The sequence below is a fragment of the Arenibacter sp. S6351L genome, assembly GCF_023016025.1.
GTDB lineage: Bacteria > Bacteroidota > Bacteroidia > Flavobacteriales > Flavobacteriaceae > Arenibacter > Arenibacter algicola_B.
In genome coordinates this window covers 93,914-109,505 of record NZ_JALKBB010000010.1, presented here as the reverse complement: position 1 = coordinate 109,505, position 15,592 = coordinate 93,914, and the positions used below count along the sequence as shown (strand labels likewise).

Sequence of the window (15,592 nt, the reverse complement as noted above, 5' to 3'; positions counted from 1 at the left end):
AATTGTTTATATATGCCATTCATCTGTTAAAATTATCTACTTCTTGTTGTTGGTATTTTTTTACTTTGGCAACAATATTGTCGACCTTAAGGTGTATCCGGATAGAATTCTAAAATCACCTAAAAAGATTCTTTTGTAAGGTTGGGTTGTGGAGATTTTTATGGTTATCAACGGCGACTGTAGGAAATCCAGATAACTCCTTTTGTTGTGGCTGACGGAAAACTGGCAAAAGTGATTGATACGTGATAAAGAAATTATAATATATTAAATCCCTAACATGAACTGTACTGTATGTAGCCCCTCTTTTTTCGGGAAAGCTTTTAAACTGACCGTAGTTGTATTTGTTTTTTTAATAGTTGGCTGTAAGAATGATGAAAAGGATAAAGAAAAGGAATTGGTAGCCCACCCCAACGTACTGTTTATTTCCCTGGATGACATGAACGATTGGATACGGCCACTTGCCGGCAGTTCCCAGACCATAACCCCCAATCTGGACAAATTTGCCAAGAACTCGGTGAATTTTACCAAGAATTACTGCCCAAGTCCCGGTTGCAACCCTTCAAGATCGGCCGTTCTTACAGGGGTGCATACCTATAATTCGGGCATGTATTCCAATTATCAGGACTGGCGGAAGGTTCCCAGGCTTTCCAATACACTTACTATAGGACAACATTTTAAGAATAACGGCTACCTTACGGTAGGGGCCGGAAAAATATTCCACTATCAGCAAGTGGACACCCTGGGGTGGGATGACTACTATCCGTCCATAAAAAAGCCCATGCCAGACGATCCTTTTCCGGAGAAGACTCCGGCAAATATGAAGCCTTTTAAACATATGTACAGTATGTTCGACTGGAGTGGGCTTTCCGTTGAAGATAAAGAAATGGGCGATTATAAGACCGTAGATTTTATTTCCGATCAATTGCGAAAGGAACATGACAAGCCTTTCTTTTTTGCAGCAGGAATCTATCGGCCGCACCTTCCTTGGTACGTTCCCCAAAAGTATTTTGATATGTTTCCTTTGGATGAGATAGAGTTGCCAAACCTTATGGAAGGCGATATCACAGATTTGGGTCCCTTTGCAAAGGAATTGATTTCCCGTGGAGGAAATTATCATAAACATGTAACAGCGGCGGACCAATGGAAAAAGGCCATCCAAGGTTACCTTGCTTCCATTGCTTTTTCAGATGCCATGGTAGGGCGACTTTTGGAAGCCTTGGAACAAAGTCCATACGCAGATAACACCATAGTGGTCCTGTGGTCCGATCATGGGTGGCAATTGGGAGAAAAAAACCATTGGCGAAAATTTGCTTTGTGGGAAAACGTTATCCGTTCTGTCCTGATGGTAAAGGTGCCCAAGAATCTTGAAAAGATGCCAAACGGATCCAAGAATGGTATAGCCACCACCAATCTTACCTCCCTTATGGATATTTACCCTACATTGGTAGATCTCTGTAATCTGCCGGAAAAGGAGGATATGGATGGGGTGAGCCTGCGGCCAATTCTGCAAGATCCCGAAAAGGAGGTAATAAGACCCATTATCACCACCTATGATTACGGCAGTTATTCCGTACGCTACCAAAATTGGCATTTGATAGATTATATTGATGGGTACAGTGAACTTTACAACCTTGAGAATGATCCGGAAGAATGGTACAATTTGGATAAGGTGGATAGCCTACAGTCGGTAAAGTCGAAGTTGAGGTCCCATATCCCGTCCAACCCTGTTTCATTTCCAGAGAGTTCGTTGATCCCACTAGGAGAACACCACATACCACCTATCAGGTCCAAAGAACATTATGAAAGTGCGGATAGGAAACAGCGGATGGAGCGATTTAACAGTTCTAAGTAATTGTTTGGGATGGGAATGTTTGGATGCTTTGGGGTAAATATCCTAATCGTTTAGTGTGGTTTCCAATTTATAGCCCGGACCTAGGGCTTAAGTACTTTTAAATAGGGCTTTTGCAATCCCAAAGGGGTCTTTGAATTTGTTGGATTATTCACAAAGTGCGAATTATTTTGTGTACTTTGATTTGAAAACCAAGTATTGATATATTTTAGAACTGATAATTAAAAGTAGAATTAAATGGAAATCAAGGCATTATTCAAAGTAGCGTTCATAGGATTGTTGTTCAGCAGTAATGTTTTTGCACAGAACAGAATAACCGAATTAAATGCGTATTGGAATGTAGTAAAGGAAAAAGTGGAAGCCGGTGATGTTGCGGGATATGGGGCAACATTCCATGAAGATGGAATATTGGTCTCGGATAGGGGCAAGGTATGTTATTCCTTACGGGAGGCATTGGAAAAATGGAAAGACGGACTGGAAAAAACTAATAAGGGTATAACCAAGGTAAATTTGGATTTTCGATTTTCAGAGCGGACAGGTGATATTACTACGGCTTTTGAAAGGGGCATATTTAGGCATGATTTACTGGATGAAAATGGGGAACGAGCTGAAAGGTTTATCCACTTTGATGCACTCTTGACGAAGAAGAATGGAAAATGGCTGTTAATGCTCGAGCATCAAAAATTACCTGCAACCAAAGAAGAATGGCTAAGCATGTCTAAAATGTAATAGTGGATTTGTTTTTATTTCTACTCAATCTGTTTGTGGTTTCGCCTTTTGTTGGCAAGGATATGGCAAGATTGTAATGAATTATATTCGAATTTAAAAGCGATTAAAAAGCAAACAGTAGTCTTGTTTTATTAGCCACCATGGACTTCTGTTTTGAGATTTATTGGCATGCACGGCTAGTGCATTCTTATGGCTGAAGTTGCCAAGAAATCCGGATTGACTTTTTTCTAATTACAACTAAGGTTGCCAAGTGCTCTAAATAGATTGTTCCAAATAATTTGCCATACACCAAGCTCGAATTCCTTCATCATCCCACTATGGTCTACCTTAACATTCTTTTTAATACATATATCATAAGTTTGTTTTTTTAGTGAAAATTTACACACATTGGATTGTTAATGGGTTTATTTATAATTAACTAGTCTATATGTTGTATTTGCTATTTAAAATGGATATAATCTTTTAAAAATTTTTCATGAAAAACCATTTATGAAAGGTATTTTAATATCTTTGGTTTAGACAATCTTCAATTGAATGAAAAAAGAATATACAAAAATGGATGCAGCCTCTTTGCATCTGGCCAATAAAAAAGTTGTTTTAAAACTTTTTAAGCATAATAGTCAAATTAGTCGCTCTGCCTTAGCCAAGGAGTCTGGACTAACCCCTCCATCCATAACTCGTATAGTGGATGAATTGATAAACGTGGACGGTTTGGTTGAAAGTCTTGGAGTAGGTAACTCCAGTGGTGGTAGGCCTCCCATGATAGTTAAGTTTAAGAACGACAATAACTATATAATCGGTATAGATTTGGGTGCCACCTATATTAGAGGGTGCATGGTTGATCTTAATGCAAATTTTATTTCCGAGATACAGGTCCCTACCGAATTGGAAAAGGGATTTTCCAGTATTGTTGATAAGGTGATCAAGATGATCCATAAACTTCAAAGCAGAAAAGAAGCCACTGCCAAAATATGGGGAGTTGGGATTGGAGTTGCCGGTTTGGTCAACAGTGAAACGGGAATTATTGAATCCTCCCCGGATTTCGGTTGGACAAACATTGATTTGAGGAAGGAGTTGGAAAAGCATTTGGATTTGCCTTTTTTCTATGATAATTCCACGCGATTGATGGCTTTGGGAGAGTTGAAGATGGGAGTGAAGGAAAATCAGAAAAATTTTGCCGTAATAAATATTGGTTACGGAATAGCTTCCGGTTTGGTGGTTGAAGGTAATCTTTTAAAGGGCTTTTCCGGATTTGCTGGGGAGTTTGGACATATTTCGGTAGATACGGACAGCGCTGTGCAATGTAAATGCGGCATGTACGGTTGTCTCGAAGCTTTGGCTTCGGGTCATAGAATAGCTTCCCTGGGCCAACAGGTCTTGGCAGAGAATAAATCGGAAATGTTGAAGGAGTTATGTAATGGTAATGAAGACTTGATTACCGCCGAGTTGGTAGCACGGGCCGCAAAAAAGGGTGACCCTGCATCTATGAAGATATATGATGATGTGGCCGAGTATCTCTGTAAGGGAATAGGAACCATTGCAAATTTATTAAATCCGGAAACCGTGTATATAGGAGGAGGAATTTCCTTGAACGGTGATCTACTTTTCGATTTAATAGAAAAGAAAAGGGACAAATATTTGTTGCCTGGAAACGCCAGGGTTAAAATTAGACCTTCCACCTTTGGTGATCAGGCAACTTCCATTGGTGCGGTTTCCGTGGTCTTGGAGAAAATTTTAAACTTGGAATTGTCCGGGATCAAGCATAATAATTAAAAATGTAATTAGCCAGATCTCACTTGTTGGTAGGTTCGACTTATCTTTTTTCTGCTTCTGGCACACAATCAATAAAAATTTAAATGGGGAAATTAAAACGTATTCTTATAGTCCTGTCATTTGGGCTAGTTGTATTTAGTTGTAAGGAGGTCGCGAAAAGTGATGTAACAAAATCAGGACATAAGAAACCCAATGTTATTCTTATTATGACCGATGACCAGGGATATGGTGATTTGGCCAGTCTTGGAAGCCCATATGTTAAAACTCCTAATTTGGATAAATTCTATAATGAGAGTGTGCGTTTTACCGACTTTCATGTAGACCCTTCCTGTTCTCCTACAAGATCGGCCCTGCTGACCGGTAATTACTCTGCCCGGGCAGGAGTGTGGCATACCATAGGAGGGAGGTCCCTGTTGAAGGAGGGGATGACTACCATGGCAGATGTTTTTACTGATAATGGTTATAAGACAGGCGTCTTTGGAAAATGGCACCTTGGGGAAAATTATCCCTTTAGGCCTAACGATCGGGGATTTCAGGAAGCCTTGGTGCATGGGGGAGGAGGAATAGGTCAATCTCCGGATTTTTGGGGAAACGACTATTATGATGATACCTATAAGCACAATGGTAAATTTGAGAAATATGAGGGCTATTGTAATACGGTTTGGTTTAACGAGGCTATTGATTATATAGAAAAAAATAAGGACGAACCATTTTTTTGCTATATACCCACCAACTTGCCCCATGCGCCCTTGAACGTGGACGAAAAATATGTAGCGCCTTTTAGGGGTAAGGTTTCGGAACGTTTGGCAAAGTATTACGGGATGGTGGAAAAAATAGATGAAGATGTTGCTACCTTATTTCAAAAGATCACCGAGCTGGGATTGGATGAGAATACCATTGTCATTTTTATGACGGATAATGGTCCATGTCCATGGTTTGGAGGGGTTGAGATGGATTTTGAAACAGGTTTTGTGGAGGAAGGCTATACTGCAGGTATGCGAGGGGCGAAAATATGGGGTTATGAGAATGCCCACCGAGTGCCGTTTTTTATTCGTTGGCCAAAAGGAGGAATTCAGGGTGGAAAGGATATAGATGCACTTTCTGCACATATAGACGTACTTCCCACGCTTATAGAACTTTGCGGGCTTAAGGCCGCGGATAGTTTAAAGTTTGATGGTAGGAGTTTAACGCCACTATTAAACGGGGAAATTAAGACATGGAACGACGATAGAGCGGTAATAGTCCACAACCAGCGTGTGGAATACCCTGTAAAAGATAAGGAATACCAGGTAATAACCAAAGATTGGAGGTTGGTGAATAGGGAGGAAAAGGAATTGTACAATATCAAGAAAGATGGGGGGCAAAAGAATAATGTGGTGGAAGAAAACCCCGAAGTAGTTGAAGAGCTTTACAAAAGATATGAGGATTGGTGGCAGGATGTTTCTGTAGGTTTTGATCAATATGCCACAATGTATGTAGGGTCTGAGCATGAGAATCCGGTTACGCTGTATTCCCATGATGTACATACAAGGAATGGAGAAAAGATATGGACGGTAAACGTAGCTCGAGACGGTAGGTACGAGGTGTCAGTAAACAGGTGGCCCAATGAGTCGGGCAAAAGAATTGGGGAGAACAGTAAGGGTGCTTTGGAGGGTAGAATAGAAAGTGCTTCCCTGAAAGTTGGTAATATAGAGCAAACGGTGCAAGTGGATAGTAAAATGACATCTGCTAAGTTTGTAGTGGACCTTAAAGCAGGGGTTACCTGTTTTCAGTCGTCATTTAAGTTTAAAGGGAATGATAAGGTTAGTGGTGCAGGCTTTGTATATGTGGATTATGTAGGCGCCGGAGATGCCCAAAAAATCAGTGAATATGTGCCTTCTGTTCCCGATGACCTCTTAAGGAAGGGGTATGAGCAGAAAGTGGTGCTTTTCGATTAAAATGAATGTTTAAGGTAGTTGGATTTTATTGTAGTAAAATGAGAAAATTAATAAAAGTGGTTTCTGTAGTTCTATTGTTGGTACTTGTGTCGTCATGTAAAGAAGGGGCGCAGAAGCAAGAAGTAGTTGTAAAGAAAAAGCCAAATCAATACAACTCCATTGGCTCCTCTGGAACCGTAAAGTGCAGCAGCGTTTCCACCTTTTAGAATGGTCATTTCGGCAATATCTGAGGGGTTGATGTCCGCCGCACCGTTACCCATATCCGTAAAGTCGTAACCTCCACGTGTACTGGATACAATGGTATTGTCTATTGGTATTCCATCTACAACGAACAGGGGTTGGTTATTACCTGTAAGGGATTGGTTTCCTCGAATCGTTATTCTCGAAGAAGCTCCTACGTTACCATTTGAATTGTTAATTAAAACCCCGGCCGACTTTCCGGCCAAAGCGTTAATGACATTGGTTTCAGAGGTGTTTTTAATGTCGTCACCGGAAAGTTCCTGAACCGCATATCCAAGAGCCTTTTTCTCCCTTGTAATACCTAGCGCCGTTACTACTACTTCTTCCAATTGGGAAGCATCCTCTTCTAGGGTCACGGAAATGCTGGATTGTCCGGATACACTTATTTCCTTGTTGACGAATCCTAAATATGAAACTACCAATACTGCGTTTGGATTGGATACAGAAATTGAGAACTCCCCATCAAAATCCGTTTGGGTACCGTTGGTGGTTCCTTTTTCCAATATGTTGGCTCCAGGTAAAGGAAGGCCATTATTATCTAAAACTACCCCTGTAATTTGTTGTTGGGGGTTGCTCTGTTCACTGGAATAGGTTGAGGTCTTGAGGCTTGTTGCCGCGTTGAGAACGTTTGTTTCCGAAGCGTAATTGCTACTGGGAAAAGCCACCATTGCACCTAGCAAAAGAGTTAAGGACGGCTTTATGACCATGTCAAATTTAAACTTCCGGGGTAATTCTTGCCTAAGCTTGGTTTTTTTTGTCATACCATAAAATGTTTAATGTTAGATAATGTTCTGTTGTTGTCAGTTAGATTCGCTGCATTACAGCATTGTTTGGGTTTAATGGGGTTTTAGTTAAATACTTGGGCCAATGTTTAAGAGTTATGGCTTAATACGTCCTTTAAGGTGGAAGGTCATATTACCTTTATAAGAGGGAACAAATTAAACCGTTATTGCTCCTTATTGCAGTTTGGTGTCAATAAAAATTAAAACCTTATTAAACCTGTGTTAATAATAGTGTAAATTTAAATTATATATGCACACAAAATAGGCGGTATCTTAGCGTATTGGTGTACTATATTAACAAAAGGTTAAGAAGGTGCTGTGTGGTGTAAAGTACCTGGAAATAGCGTATATTTTGGAATATCGAAACTTAACTTTCAATATTTGCTTTATGTAAAATTTATTGGGGCAAAACTTTGAATAATGTAAAAAGTTTTGCCCCTTGCAAATTTATGAGAGTAAACGGTTGTTGGTCTGTGCCGAGAATTCTGACAGCAGTGTGAATGCTATATCAGCAGGATTTATAGGATACTTTTCTGGGAACCGATTTGTTGTGCTGAAGGGCAGCTTCAATTTTTTTGGCTGTCTTTGTTATGGCCAAACCTCCTAGTCCGGTGCATCTCAAGGTGTGTGGAATGGCATCTCCAACTCTTTTCATGGTTTCTATTACTTCATCAAGCGGAATAACCTGGTCGTAATCGGATAGTGCCATGTTGGCGCAAGAGATTGCTGTTGAGGAGGCCATCACGTTTCTGTTCAGGCATGGAGCTTCAACCCTGTCGGCTACGGTGTCGCAAATTAAACCTAAGGAACTTTGTAGAGCCATGGAGGCGGCTGCAAGGGACTGGGATAGGGTTCCGTCCTTTAAAACTACTACTCCAGCGGCCGCCATTCCTGAGGCAGATCCGCATTCCCCCATACAACCCCCAACTTCGGCCGAAAATGTGGCGTGGGCCGTTATGAATACTCCAATTAATCCTGCGGCCAGCATGGCTTGTATCATTTGGTCCCTGGAAAATCCTAAAGTAGTAGCGGTGCCTATAATAGTTCCGGGCAAGGCACCGCAGGAGCCTGCGGTAGGGGCTGCCACTATAACGCCCATGGAGCTTTTTATTTCCATCATGGATGAGGTGAACATAATAGAGTTGTTCAAAACATCACCTGGAATAAGTTTCTTTTCTTCCTTATTTTTTTTGAAGATGAGGGATTGACTTCCTAATATACGGTCTTTGTAATGGGTTCCTTTAAGGCCAAGTTTAATGGAATTTTCCATGATGTCCACTATGCGTCCCATTTTGTCCATAACCGCCTCCTTGGTGATGTTCCCCCTTTGGCTTTCATAGTCGGCAGCCAACTCCCAAAGATTAAGGTTTTTGTCCTTGTTGTATTCCAATAGCTCTTCCACTGTAATAAATGGTACAGAAAGGTTTTTTCTTGATTTTATTGGGAGTACAGGGTCAAGGGTCCGTATTTTTAAAGGTACTTCCAACTTGGAGACTTCTTGTAGAAGTTTTTGTTGATCCACTTCGTTGGATTGGACCAAGATGAATTTAGCGGAACCGGAATGTAGCGATGCTTCTCCTAGATTCATTTTTGAAATGGACTCCAAAAGGTCTGGAGCGGAATCACTATAAATCAAGGTCAGGTTAAAATCGCCCATCAGGGATGCCGGACTTTGGTCTATTTCAATAATTTCGATCATACCGCCACCGGTAGAGAGGCCAATAACTTGGTGTGTCTCGGTCTTGTTTTTTAAGGTGATTTTATAGGTGTTGGGATGGTCGGCACCTATGGGGTGAATGTCTATATCTATTTTGATTCCGGCATTCTTAATGTGCATTTCATAATCCTTAAGCCGCTCATCGTCGGCATCCCAGCCCAATAGTCCGCCAAAAAGCCCCATATCAGAGCCTTGTCCGGAGTGGGTCGTGGCCAAAGATCCATTGGGGTCAAATTCTATATATACCTCTTCAATGATATTGTTCATTAAATCCCGGCAAATTCGTCCTATCCTTAGTGCTGCTGCACAATGCGAACTGGATGGCCCCCTCATTACCGGGCCTATTACGTCATTAAAAATACTGGGATATGTTTTCATAGATATAATTATATAAGATCTTAATGTGAATGGTAATTTTATGCTTTTTTATATTCTTAGTTTATAAATCCGAAATTTATAATTTGCTAAACGCGGTCATAGTTATTTATCTATTGTTCAAATCTATGCATTCACCGTCATATTTTTATATAATATTATAGCTGAAGTTAAGACTTTTTTTGTAAATTAACTTTTTAATTTAATATTAGAAAGTGATTTTATGTCAAATGTAATTGCTTTTAAGGTGCCAATGCAGAAAAATATGTCGATTCGCGTAGAAGAATGCGATGACGATCATGTTTACGATCTGGTCCATTTTCACGAGGAATGTCAACTCACCTGTATAGTGGAGGGTAGTGGTTATCTCTTGGCCGGTTCAGAAACCTATTGTTTTGAGCCGGGCGAGGTGTATCTGTTTGGCAGTAATTTGCCTCATGGATTTAAAACCGAGGATAAAATTGAAGCAGACGACATGGGATCCGGTGCTAGAAGGATCAGTATTTTTTTTAATAGGAATGTTTTTGAATCTCTATTCGAGCAAAACCCTGAAACAAGCACTATTAAGAATTTATTGGATAATGCCTCCTTGGGTTATAAGTTGGGTGCTGGCAATTCTCCGGAAATTCTTTCCAAAATCCGACGGTTGCGGAATATGGACGATTTTGATAAGGTTCTTGAACTACTGGATATATTGGATTTTATTTCCAATGGCAATCAAGGTGATTATCTTTCGGCTCGTGAGGAAATAGAGGCCGATTTGGTCGATGAGGACATTCATATGATCAATGAGGTATTTGCTTATACCGAATCCAATTTTAAAGAAAGAATTTCGTTGGCCGATGTAGCTGGTCATTTTAAAATGACTCCGCCTACATTTAGTAGATTTTTTAAGTCCAGAACACAAAAAACCTACATACAATTTCTTATTGAATTGCGGATCACCAAGGCTTGTGAGTTTATTAGGGCCGGAACCCATAATACAACTGAAAGTTGTTTTAATTCCGGATTTACCAATATCTCAAGTTTTCACCGGCATTTTAAAACTATTAAGGGTATGACGCCTACGGAATATAAGTTGCGTGTTTCATCCAATTTCAATTAGATAAATATTTTTTACAGATAATTTTTATAATCCATAGAATATGAACGCACAGCCTTATAATGTTTTGTTACCGGAAAGCGGTACGCCAGTCGTGGAAAAGTGGAATGTAAATAAATTTTATCAGCAGATTCATTATCACAAGGAATTTCAAATTACCATGATTCAAGAGGGAAGTGGATTTCTTTTTGTCTCGGACAAGGTAGTTCCTTATGAAAAGGGTGATGTGTATTTCTTTGGTAGGAATTTGCCTCATGCCTTAAAGACCACTAATGATTCCATAGAGAATTCTGATAATGGTTCCAAGGCCATTTCACTGTTTTTTGATCAAGATAAAATCAAGGAATCCTTGAGAAATGTGCCCGAGGCTTACAGAATTAATAAATTGATAGAATCTTCACACTATGGGATAAAGGTGAACAGGGATAGTGCAACATATTTAACAGATTATATTGAGGAGCTTACCACGAGTACAGGTCTAAATAAATTTTTATTGTTTTTGAAGTTGCTCAATGTGGCCTCTAGGGATAATAATGTAATGATATTATCACCTAAGGCGGCACCCAGTAAAATTGGTGTTGAAAATGACCCGAAAATCGCAAAGATCTGTGCTTTCGTAAAAGAAAACTATAGGGATTTAATTACGCTTTCTGAAATTGCCGATTTGGCCCATATGTCCCCAACGGGTTTTTGTAGGTTTTTCAAAACCAAGACGAAGAAAACATTTTCCCAATATTTGGCAGAGGTTAGAATTGGTAGTGCCTGTGAACTACTGCATAATGACAATTATAGTATTTCGGATTGTGGGTATGGAAGTGGATTCAACAATTTATCCAATTTTCATAAGCATTTTAAAAAATACACAGGGATGTCCCCTATGGAATATCGGTCAAATCTAAATAATGACTAGAAGGTATTGGTATAACTGGCGACCAAGCGGTTTATTTCTTCCTAAACTATAGGGCTGTTCAATAATTTCTTAAAATCGACTTCTAAAATAGTATCACTATTTGCTAATTTGGGCAATATGCCCTGCCGATGGACTTTGTAATATTGTTGTTCCGATACATGTAAGATTTTTTTGGGAAGTGTTACTTTTGGTTCGGGTTACTGAATAATGGTATTTAGAATATAATAATAGTTATGAAAAAAGGGATTTTAGGAAGCATACTGTGCTTTTTGTTTTTTATTGGTAACGGTCTGGCACAAGATGGATCGACCTTACAATTAAATGATATTTATAAGAATGGTATATACGGTCAAAAGGGTTTTGGTCCGGTGCGCTGGATGAAGGACAATAAAGGATATTCTACTCTAGAGGCCAATAAAGAAATCGGGGGTAGGGATATTGTTAAGTATGATGCAAAAAGTGGTGCAAGATCGGTTTTGGTCTCTGCTACCCAATTAATTCCTAAGGGAGAAAGTAAACCTATTACCATTTCGGATTACCAATGGTCCCTGGATAACAACAAACTTCTTCTATTTACCAATACACGTAAAGTTTGGAGGTATCACACACGTGGCGATTATTGGGTGTTGGATCTGAAGACCAATAAATTGGCAAGGCTGGGACAATCTTTGCCTTCGGCGACCTTGATGTTTGCTAAATTTTCACCAGACGCTTCCAAAGTGGCTTATGTGAGTGAATTGAATATATATTCGGAAAATCTGGAAAATCATAAGATAGATCAGCTCACTAAGGATGGAGGTGATAATATTGTAAATGGTACTTTCGATTGGGTCTATGAAGAGGAATTAAATTGTAGGGATGGCTTCAGGTGGAGCCCTGACGGTAAAAATATTGCCTATTGGCAATCGAATACCAAGGATGTAGGGACCTTTTACATGATCAACAATGTAGATTCCATATACTCCAAACCTATTCCAATGCCTTATCCAAAGGTAGGCACGGAACTTTCAACTGTAAAAGTTGGGGTGGTATCTGTGGAAAATGGTATTTCAAAATGGTTCAAGGTTCCAGGTGATCCAAAGAACAATTATTTGGCACGTATGGATTTTATTCCCAATTCAAATGAGGTAATGATCCAACAATTAAATCGTAGACAAAACACCAATAAAGTCTTTATTGGGGATATCCAGACTATGGAACTCACTAATATATTGACAGAAAAGGATGATGCTTTTTTGGATATTCATGATGATGTACGGTGGTTGGACAATGAAAAGTACTTTACTTGGTCCAGTGAGAGGGATGGATGGTTGCACCTTTATAAGGTATCAAGGGATGGAAGTGTGGTACAGCCTATCACTAAAGGAGATTTTGACGTGGTGGAGATTAACTGTATAGATCCAAAGGGAGGGTATGTGTATTATATTGCTTCCCCGGATAATTTCACCCAAAGGTATTTGTACAGGAGCCGTATAGATGGAAAAGGCGAAGCCGAAAGGATAACTCCGAGCTCAAATGCAGGGCAGAGCTCTTATCAAATATCCAATGACGCCAAATGGGGAATCCAGGTATTTCAGAATGCGGTTACCCCTCCCGTATATTCCTTGATAAGTCTTCCCAACCACAGGGTAAAAAGAGTTTTGGAGGATAACAAGGAACTAAAGGCCAAATTTGATGCCTTGAAATTGAATCCTAAAGAGTTTGTAAAGGTAGATATTGGAGATGAGGTTTTGGATGCTTGGATGATTAAGCCAAAGGATTTTGATGCTACAAAAAAATATCCTTTGTTGTTTTATGTCTATGGAGAGCCTGCAGGTGCTACCGTTCAGGACAATTGGGGTGGCGGCAGTCTTTGGGACCAGTATATGGCCCAACAGGGGTACATTGTAATGAGTGTGGACAATCGCGGAACTAAAACCCCTAGAGGTAATAAATGGCGTAAATCCATTTATGGGCAAATAGGGATTCTTGCATCGGAAGACCAGAGCAAGGCTGCTAAGGAAATTTTAAATACCTATGATTTCTTGGACCCGTCCAGAGTTGGAATTTGGGGCTGGAGTGGTGGAGGCCAAATGACACTGAACTGTATGTTTAGGTATCCCGAAATCTATTCCTCAGGATTGGCCGTTTCCTTTGTGTCAGACCAAAGACTTTATGATGCTACCTACCAGGAGAGATATATGGGGCTGTTGGAAGATAATGCCAAGGGATATCACGATGGATCTCCAATTAATTTCGCACAGCACTTAGAGGGAAATTTAATGATCATACACGGTACTGCGGACGATAACGTACATTATCAGAGTTTTGAGATGTTGGTCAACAAATTGATAGAGCACAATAAGATCTTTAATATGATGTCTTATCCAATGAGGGCACATTCAATTTATGAACGGGAAAATACCTCATATCACCTAAGGGAAACAATGGAAGTTTTTTGGAAAAAGAACTTACCTGCCGGAGGTAAATAATCACAAGAGTTTATTACAAATTATAAGGGGATATCATTGGTATTCTATAGGGAATTATCTGTTTCGATATAAATCATCAAATCTATGTTTGCAAAGGAGGAATATATAAAACGAAGGAAAAAGTTAAGGGAATTGCTGGGCGATGGATTGATTCTTTTCCTTGGAAATGACGAAAGTGGAATAAATTTTGAACATAACACCTATCCCTATAGGCAGGATAGTTCCTTTATTTATTTCTTTGGACTTCAAATACCTGGATTGAATGCTATAATGGATTTGGATGAAGACAGTGAGATTGTTTTTGGAGATAATTTATCCATTGATGATATTGTCTTTACGGGGCCCATCGATTCTTTGGAAGAGCAGGCCCATAAAGTAGGGGTAGCCAATGTAAGCCCCTCTAAAAGTCTTGAAGGTTATATAAAAAGTGCAATGGCCAAAGGGAGACAGGTTCATTATCTACCGCCCTATCGCCCAGAACATAATTTAAAATTATCGGAACTGTTTAATTTACCAGCTACTGAGGTTTCAAAAAAGGTTTCTACCAATTTGATAAAGGCCGTAGTAAAACTGAGGTCTATAAAGTCCAGTGCCGAGATCGAAGAAATTGAAAAAGCGGTAAATACAACCGTGGAAATGCAATATAAGGCCATGGAGATCGCAGAAGCGGGAATGACCGAGGCAGATTTGTTCGGAGCGGTTCAAAATATTGCAATGGCCAACGGGAATAATACCTCTTTTCCTTCCATAGTAACTATAGACGGACAAATACTTCATAATCATTTTAGGGGAAACCTTTTAAAAGAGGGTGATATGGTGCTGTGCGATTGTGGAGCGGAGAATTTTTCAGGATATGCAGGCGACCTTACACGGACTTTTCCCGTGAACAACACCTTCAGTCCTAAACAGAAAGAAATTTATGATATAGTCTATAGCTCTTATAAAACCGCTGTTGGGATGCTAAAACCCAAACAGCTATTTAGAGATGTGCATCTTGCTGCTAGTAAAGAAATAGTGCTAGGTCTAATTGATGTAGGGTTAATGAAAGGGGATGCGGATAAGGCCGTGGAGGCAGGCGCCCATACCTTGTTCTTTCAATGTGGATTGGGGCATATGATGGGACTGGATGTCCATGATATGGAAAATTTGGGAGAGCAATATGTTGGATATACCGATGACATACATCAAAGCAAAGAGTTTGGGTTTAAATCCCTTCGCTTGGGAAGGGCCTTGGAAGAGGGAATGGTCTTAACCATAGAACCAGGAATTTACTTCATCCCAGAACTTATAGAACTGAGAAAGAGTGAAAATAAATACTTTGAATTCGTCAACTACGATAAATTGGAAGAATACAAAAGCTTTGGAGGAATACGTGTAGAGGACGATTTCCTAATAACCCAAAATGGTAGCCGTTTGTTAGGGGCCAAACTCCCTACTACCTCTATGGAAATAGAAGATTTTAGAATTTCCAAAACCCGTCTTTAGGGCTATTTGAACAATGGACTATAATCAATGGATTGCGGGTGATTTGTATTGGTCCTGAACTTAAATCATATATGGGAAAGTACCATCACTGCTAATCTGCTTACGATTACAACAACAAATACAAGGCTTCCAAGATATTGGAAGCCTTTTTAGTTTTATTAAAATTGCGAAAAGGTCCCAGTTCTGCAATTGGGCAAAGCTTTAATTCGTTTTTACTAAAAT

General features: G+C 39.7%; 10 protein-coding genes. 8 read left to right on the top strand and 2 right to left on the bottom strand.

Annotated features, from left to right (window positions below):
• Positions 1-277 precede the first annotated feature (277 nt).
• The 4 genes from MWU82_RS10610 (at position 278) to MWU82_RS10595 (ending at position 6,288) form a co-directional block, all read left to right on the top strand.
• Positions 278-1,852 (top strand): sulfatase, encoded by a 1,575-nt coding sequence (locus MWU82_RS10610; RefSeq protein WP_247096344.1) that lies wholly within the window; start codon positions 278-280, stop codon positions 1,850-1,852.
• A 234-nt stretch (positions 1,853-2,086) separates the two neighbouring features.
• On the top strand, positions 2,087-2,578 hold the full coding sequence (locus MWU82_RS10605) for a DUF4440 domain-containing protein (RefSeq protein ID WP_247096343.1): 492 nt from the start codon (positions 2,087-2,089) through the stop codon (positions 2,576-2,578).
• Positions 2,579-3,112: 534 nt separating this feature from the next.
• The gene (locus MWU82_RS10600) at positions 3,113-4,351 is read left to right on the top strand and encodes an ROK family transcriptional regulator (RefSeq protein ID WP_247096342.1); all 1,239 of its coding nucleotides are present in this window, start codon (positions 3,113-3,115) and stop codon (positions 4,349-4,351) included.
• A gap of 83 nt (positions 4,352-4,434) precedes the next feature.
• The gene (locus tag MWU82_RS10595; RefSeq protein ID WP_247096341.1) at positions 4,435-6,288 is read left to right on the top strand and encodes an arylsulfatase; all 1,854 of its coding nucleotides are present in this window, start codon (positions 4,435-4,437) and stop codon (positions 6,286-6,288) included.
• 92 nt (positions 6,289-6,380) lie between these two features.
• Here the strand turns inward: MWU82_RS10595 and MWU82_RS10590 are convergent, their stop codons facing one another.
• Positions 6,381-7,289 carry a carboxypeptidase-like regulatory domain-containing protein gene (locus MWU82_RS10590; protein WP_247096340.1) on the bottom strand — a complete coding sequence of 303 codons (909 nt, stop codon included), beginning with the start codon at positions 7,287-7,289 and terminating at the stop codon, positions 6,381-6,383.
• Between the two features lie 529 nt (positions 7,290-7,818).
• Complete coding sequence (locus tag MWU82_RS10585) at positions 7,819-9,405, bottom strand: L-serine ammonia-lyase, iron-sulfur-dependent, subunit alpha (RefSeq protein WP_247096339.1); 1,587 nt, start codon at positions 9,403-9,405, stop codon at positions 7,819-7,821.
• Positions 9,406-9,625: 220 nt separating this feature from the next.
• Here MWU82_RS10585 and MWU82_RS10580 point away from each other — a divergent pair, with 220 nt between their 5' ends.
• From MWU82_RS10580 to MWU82_RS10565, 4 genes are all read left to right on the top strand, one after another.
• Positions 9,626-10,507, top strand: a complete 882-nt coding sequence (locus MWU82_RS10580; RefSeq protein ID WP_247096338.1) for an AraC family transcriptional regulator — start codon at positions 9,626-9,628, stop codon at positions 10,505-10,507.
• 40 nt (positions 10,508-10,547) lie between these two features.
• A complete protein-coding gene (locus tag MWU82_RS10575) occupies positions 10,548-11,414 on the top strand; it encodes an AraC family transcriptional regulator (RefSeq protein ID WP_247096337.1) in 867 nt (288 codons plus the stop codon).
• A 233-nt stretch (positions 11,415-11,647) separates the two neighbouring features.
• Positions 11,648-13,885: a S9 family peptidase gene (locus MWU82_RS10570; protein WP_247096336.1), complete on the top strand. Its 2,238-nt coding sequence runs from the start codon at positions 11,648-11,650 to the stop codon at positions 13,883-13,885.
• Between the two features lie 84 nt (positions 13,886-13,969).
• Positions 13,970-15,370, top strand: coding sequence for an aminopeptidase P family protein (locus MWU82_RS10565; RefSeq protein ID WP_247096335.1), 1,401 nt, complete (start codon positions 13,970-13,972; stop codon positions 15,368-15,370).
• Positions 15,371-15,592 lie beyond the last annotated feature (222 nt).

Excerpts from the sequence above, each read along its gene's own strand:
- MWU82_RS10585 (WP_247096339.1), bottom strand. The coding sequence starts at position 9,405 with ATGAAAACATATCCCAGTATTTTTAATGACGTAATAGGCCCGGTAATG.
- MWU82_RS10565 (WP_247096335.1), top strand. The coding sequence starts at position 13,970 with ATGTTTGCAAAGGAGGAATATATAAAACGAAGGAAAAAGTTAAGGGAA.
- MWU82_RS10570 (WP_247096336.1), top strand. The coding sequence starts at position 11,648 with ATGAAAAAAGGGATTTTAGGAAGCATACTGTGCTTTTTGTTTTTTATT.
- MWU82_RS10575 (WP_247096337.1), top strand. The coding sequence starts at position 10,548 with ATGAACGCACAGCCTTATAATGTTTTGTTACCGGAAAGCGGTACGCCA.
- MWU82_RS10590 (WP_247096340.1), bottom strand. The coding sequence starts at position 7,289 with ATGACAAAAAAAACCAAGCTTAGGCAAGAATTACCCCGGAAGTTTAAA.
- MWU82_RS10610 (WP_247096344.1), top strand. The coding sequence starts at position 278 with ATGAACTGTACTGTATGTAGCCCCTCTTTTTTCGGGAAAGCTTTTAAA.
- MWU82_RS10600 (WP_247096342.1), top strand. The coding sequence starts at position 3,113 with ATGAAAAAAGAATATACAAAAATGGATGCAGCCTCTTTGCATCTGGCC.
- MWU82_RS10605 (WP_247096343.1), top strand. The coding sequence starts at position 2,087 with ATGGAAATCAAGGCATTATTCAAAGTAGCGTTCATAGGATTGTTGTTC.
- MWU82_RS10595 (WP_247096341.1), top strand. The coding sequence starts at position 4,435 with ATGGGGAAATTAAAACGTATTCTTATAGTCCTGTCATTTGGGCTAGTT.
- MWU82_RS10580 (WP_247096338.1), top strand. The coding sequence starts at position 9,626 with ATGTCAAATGTAATTGCTTTTAAGGTGCCAATGCAGAAAAATATGTCG.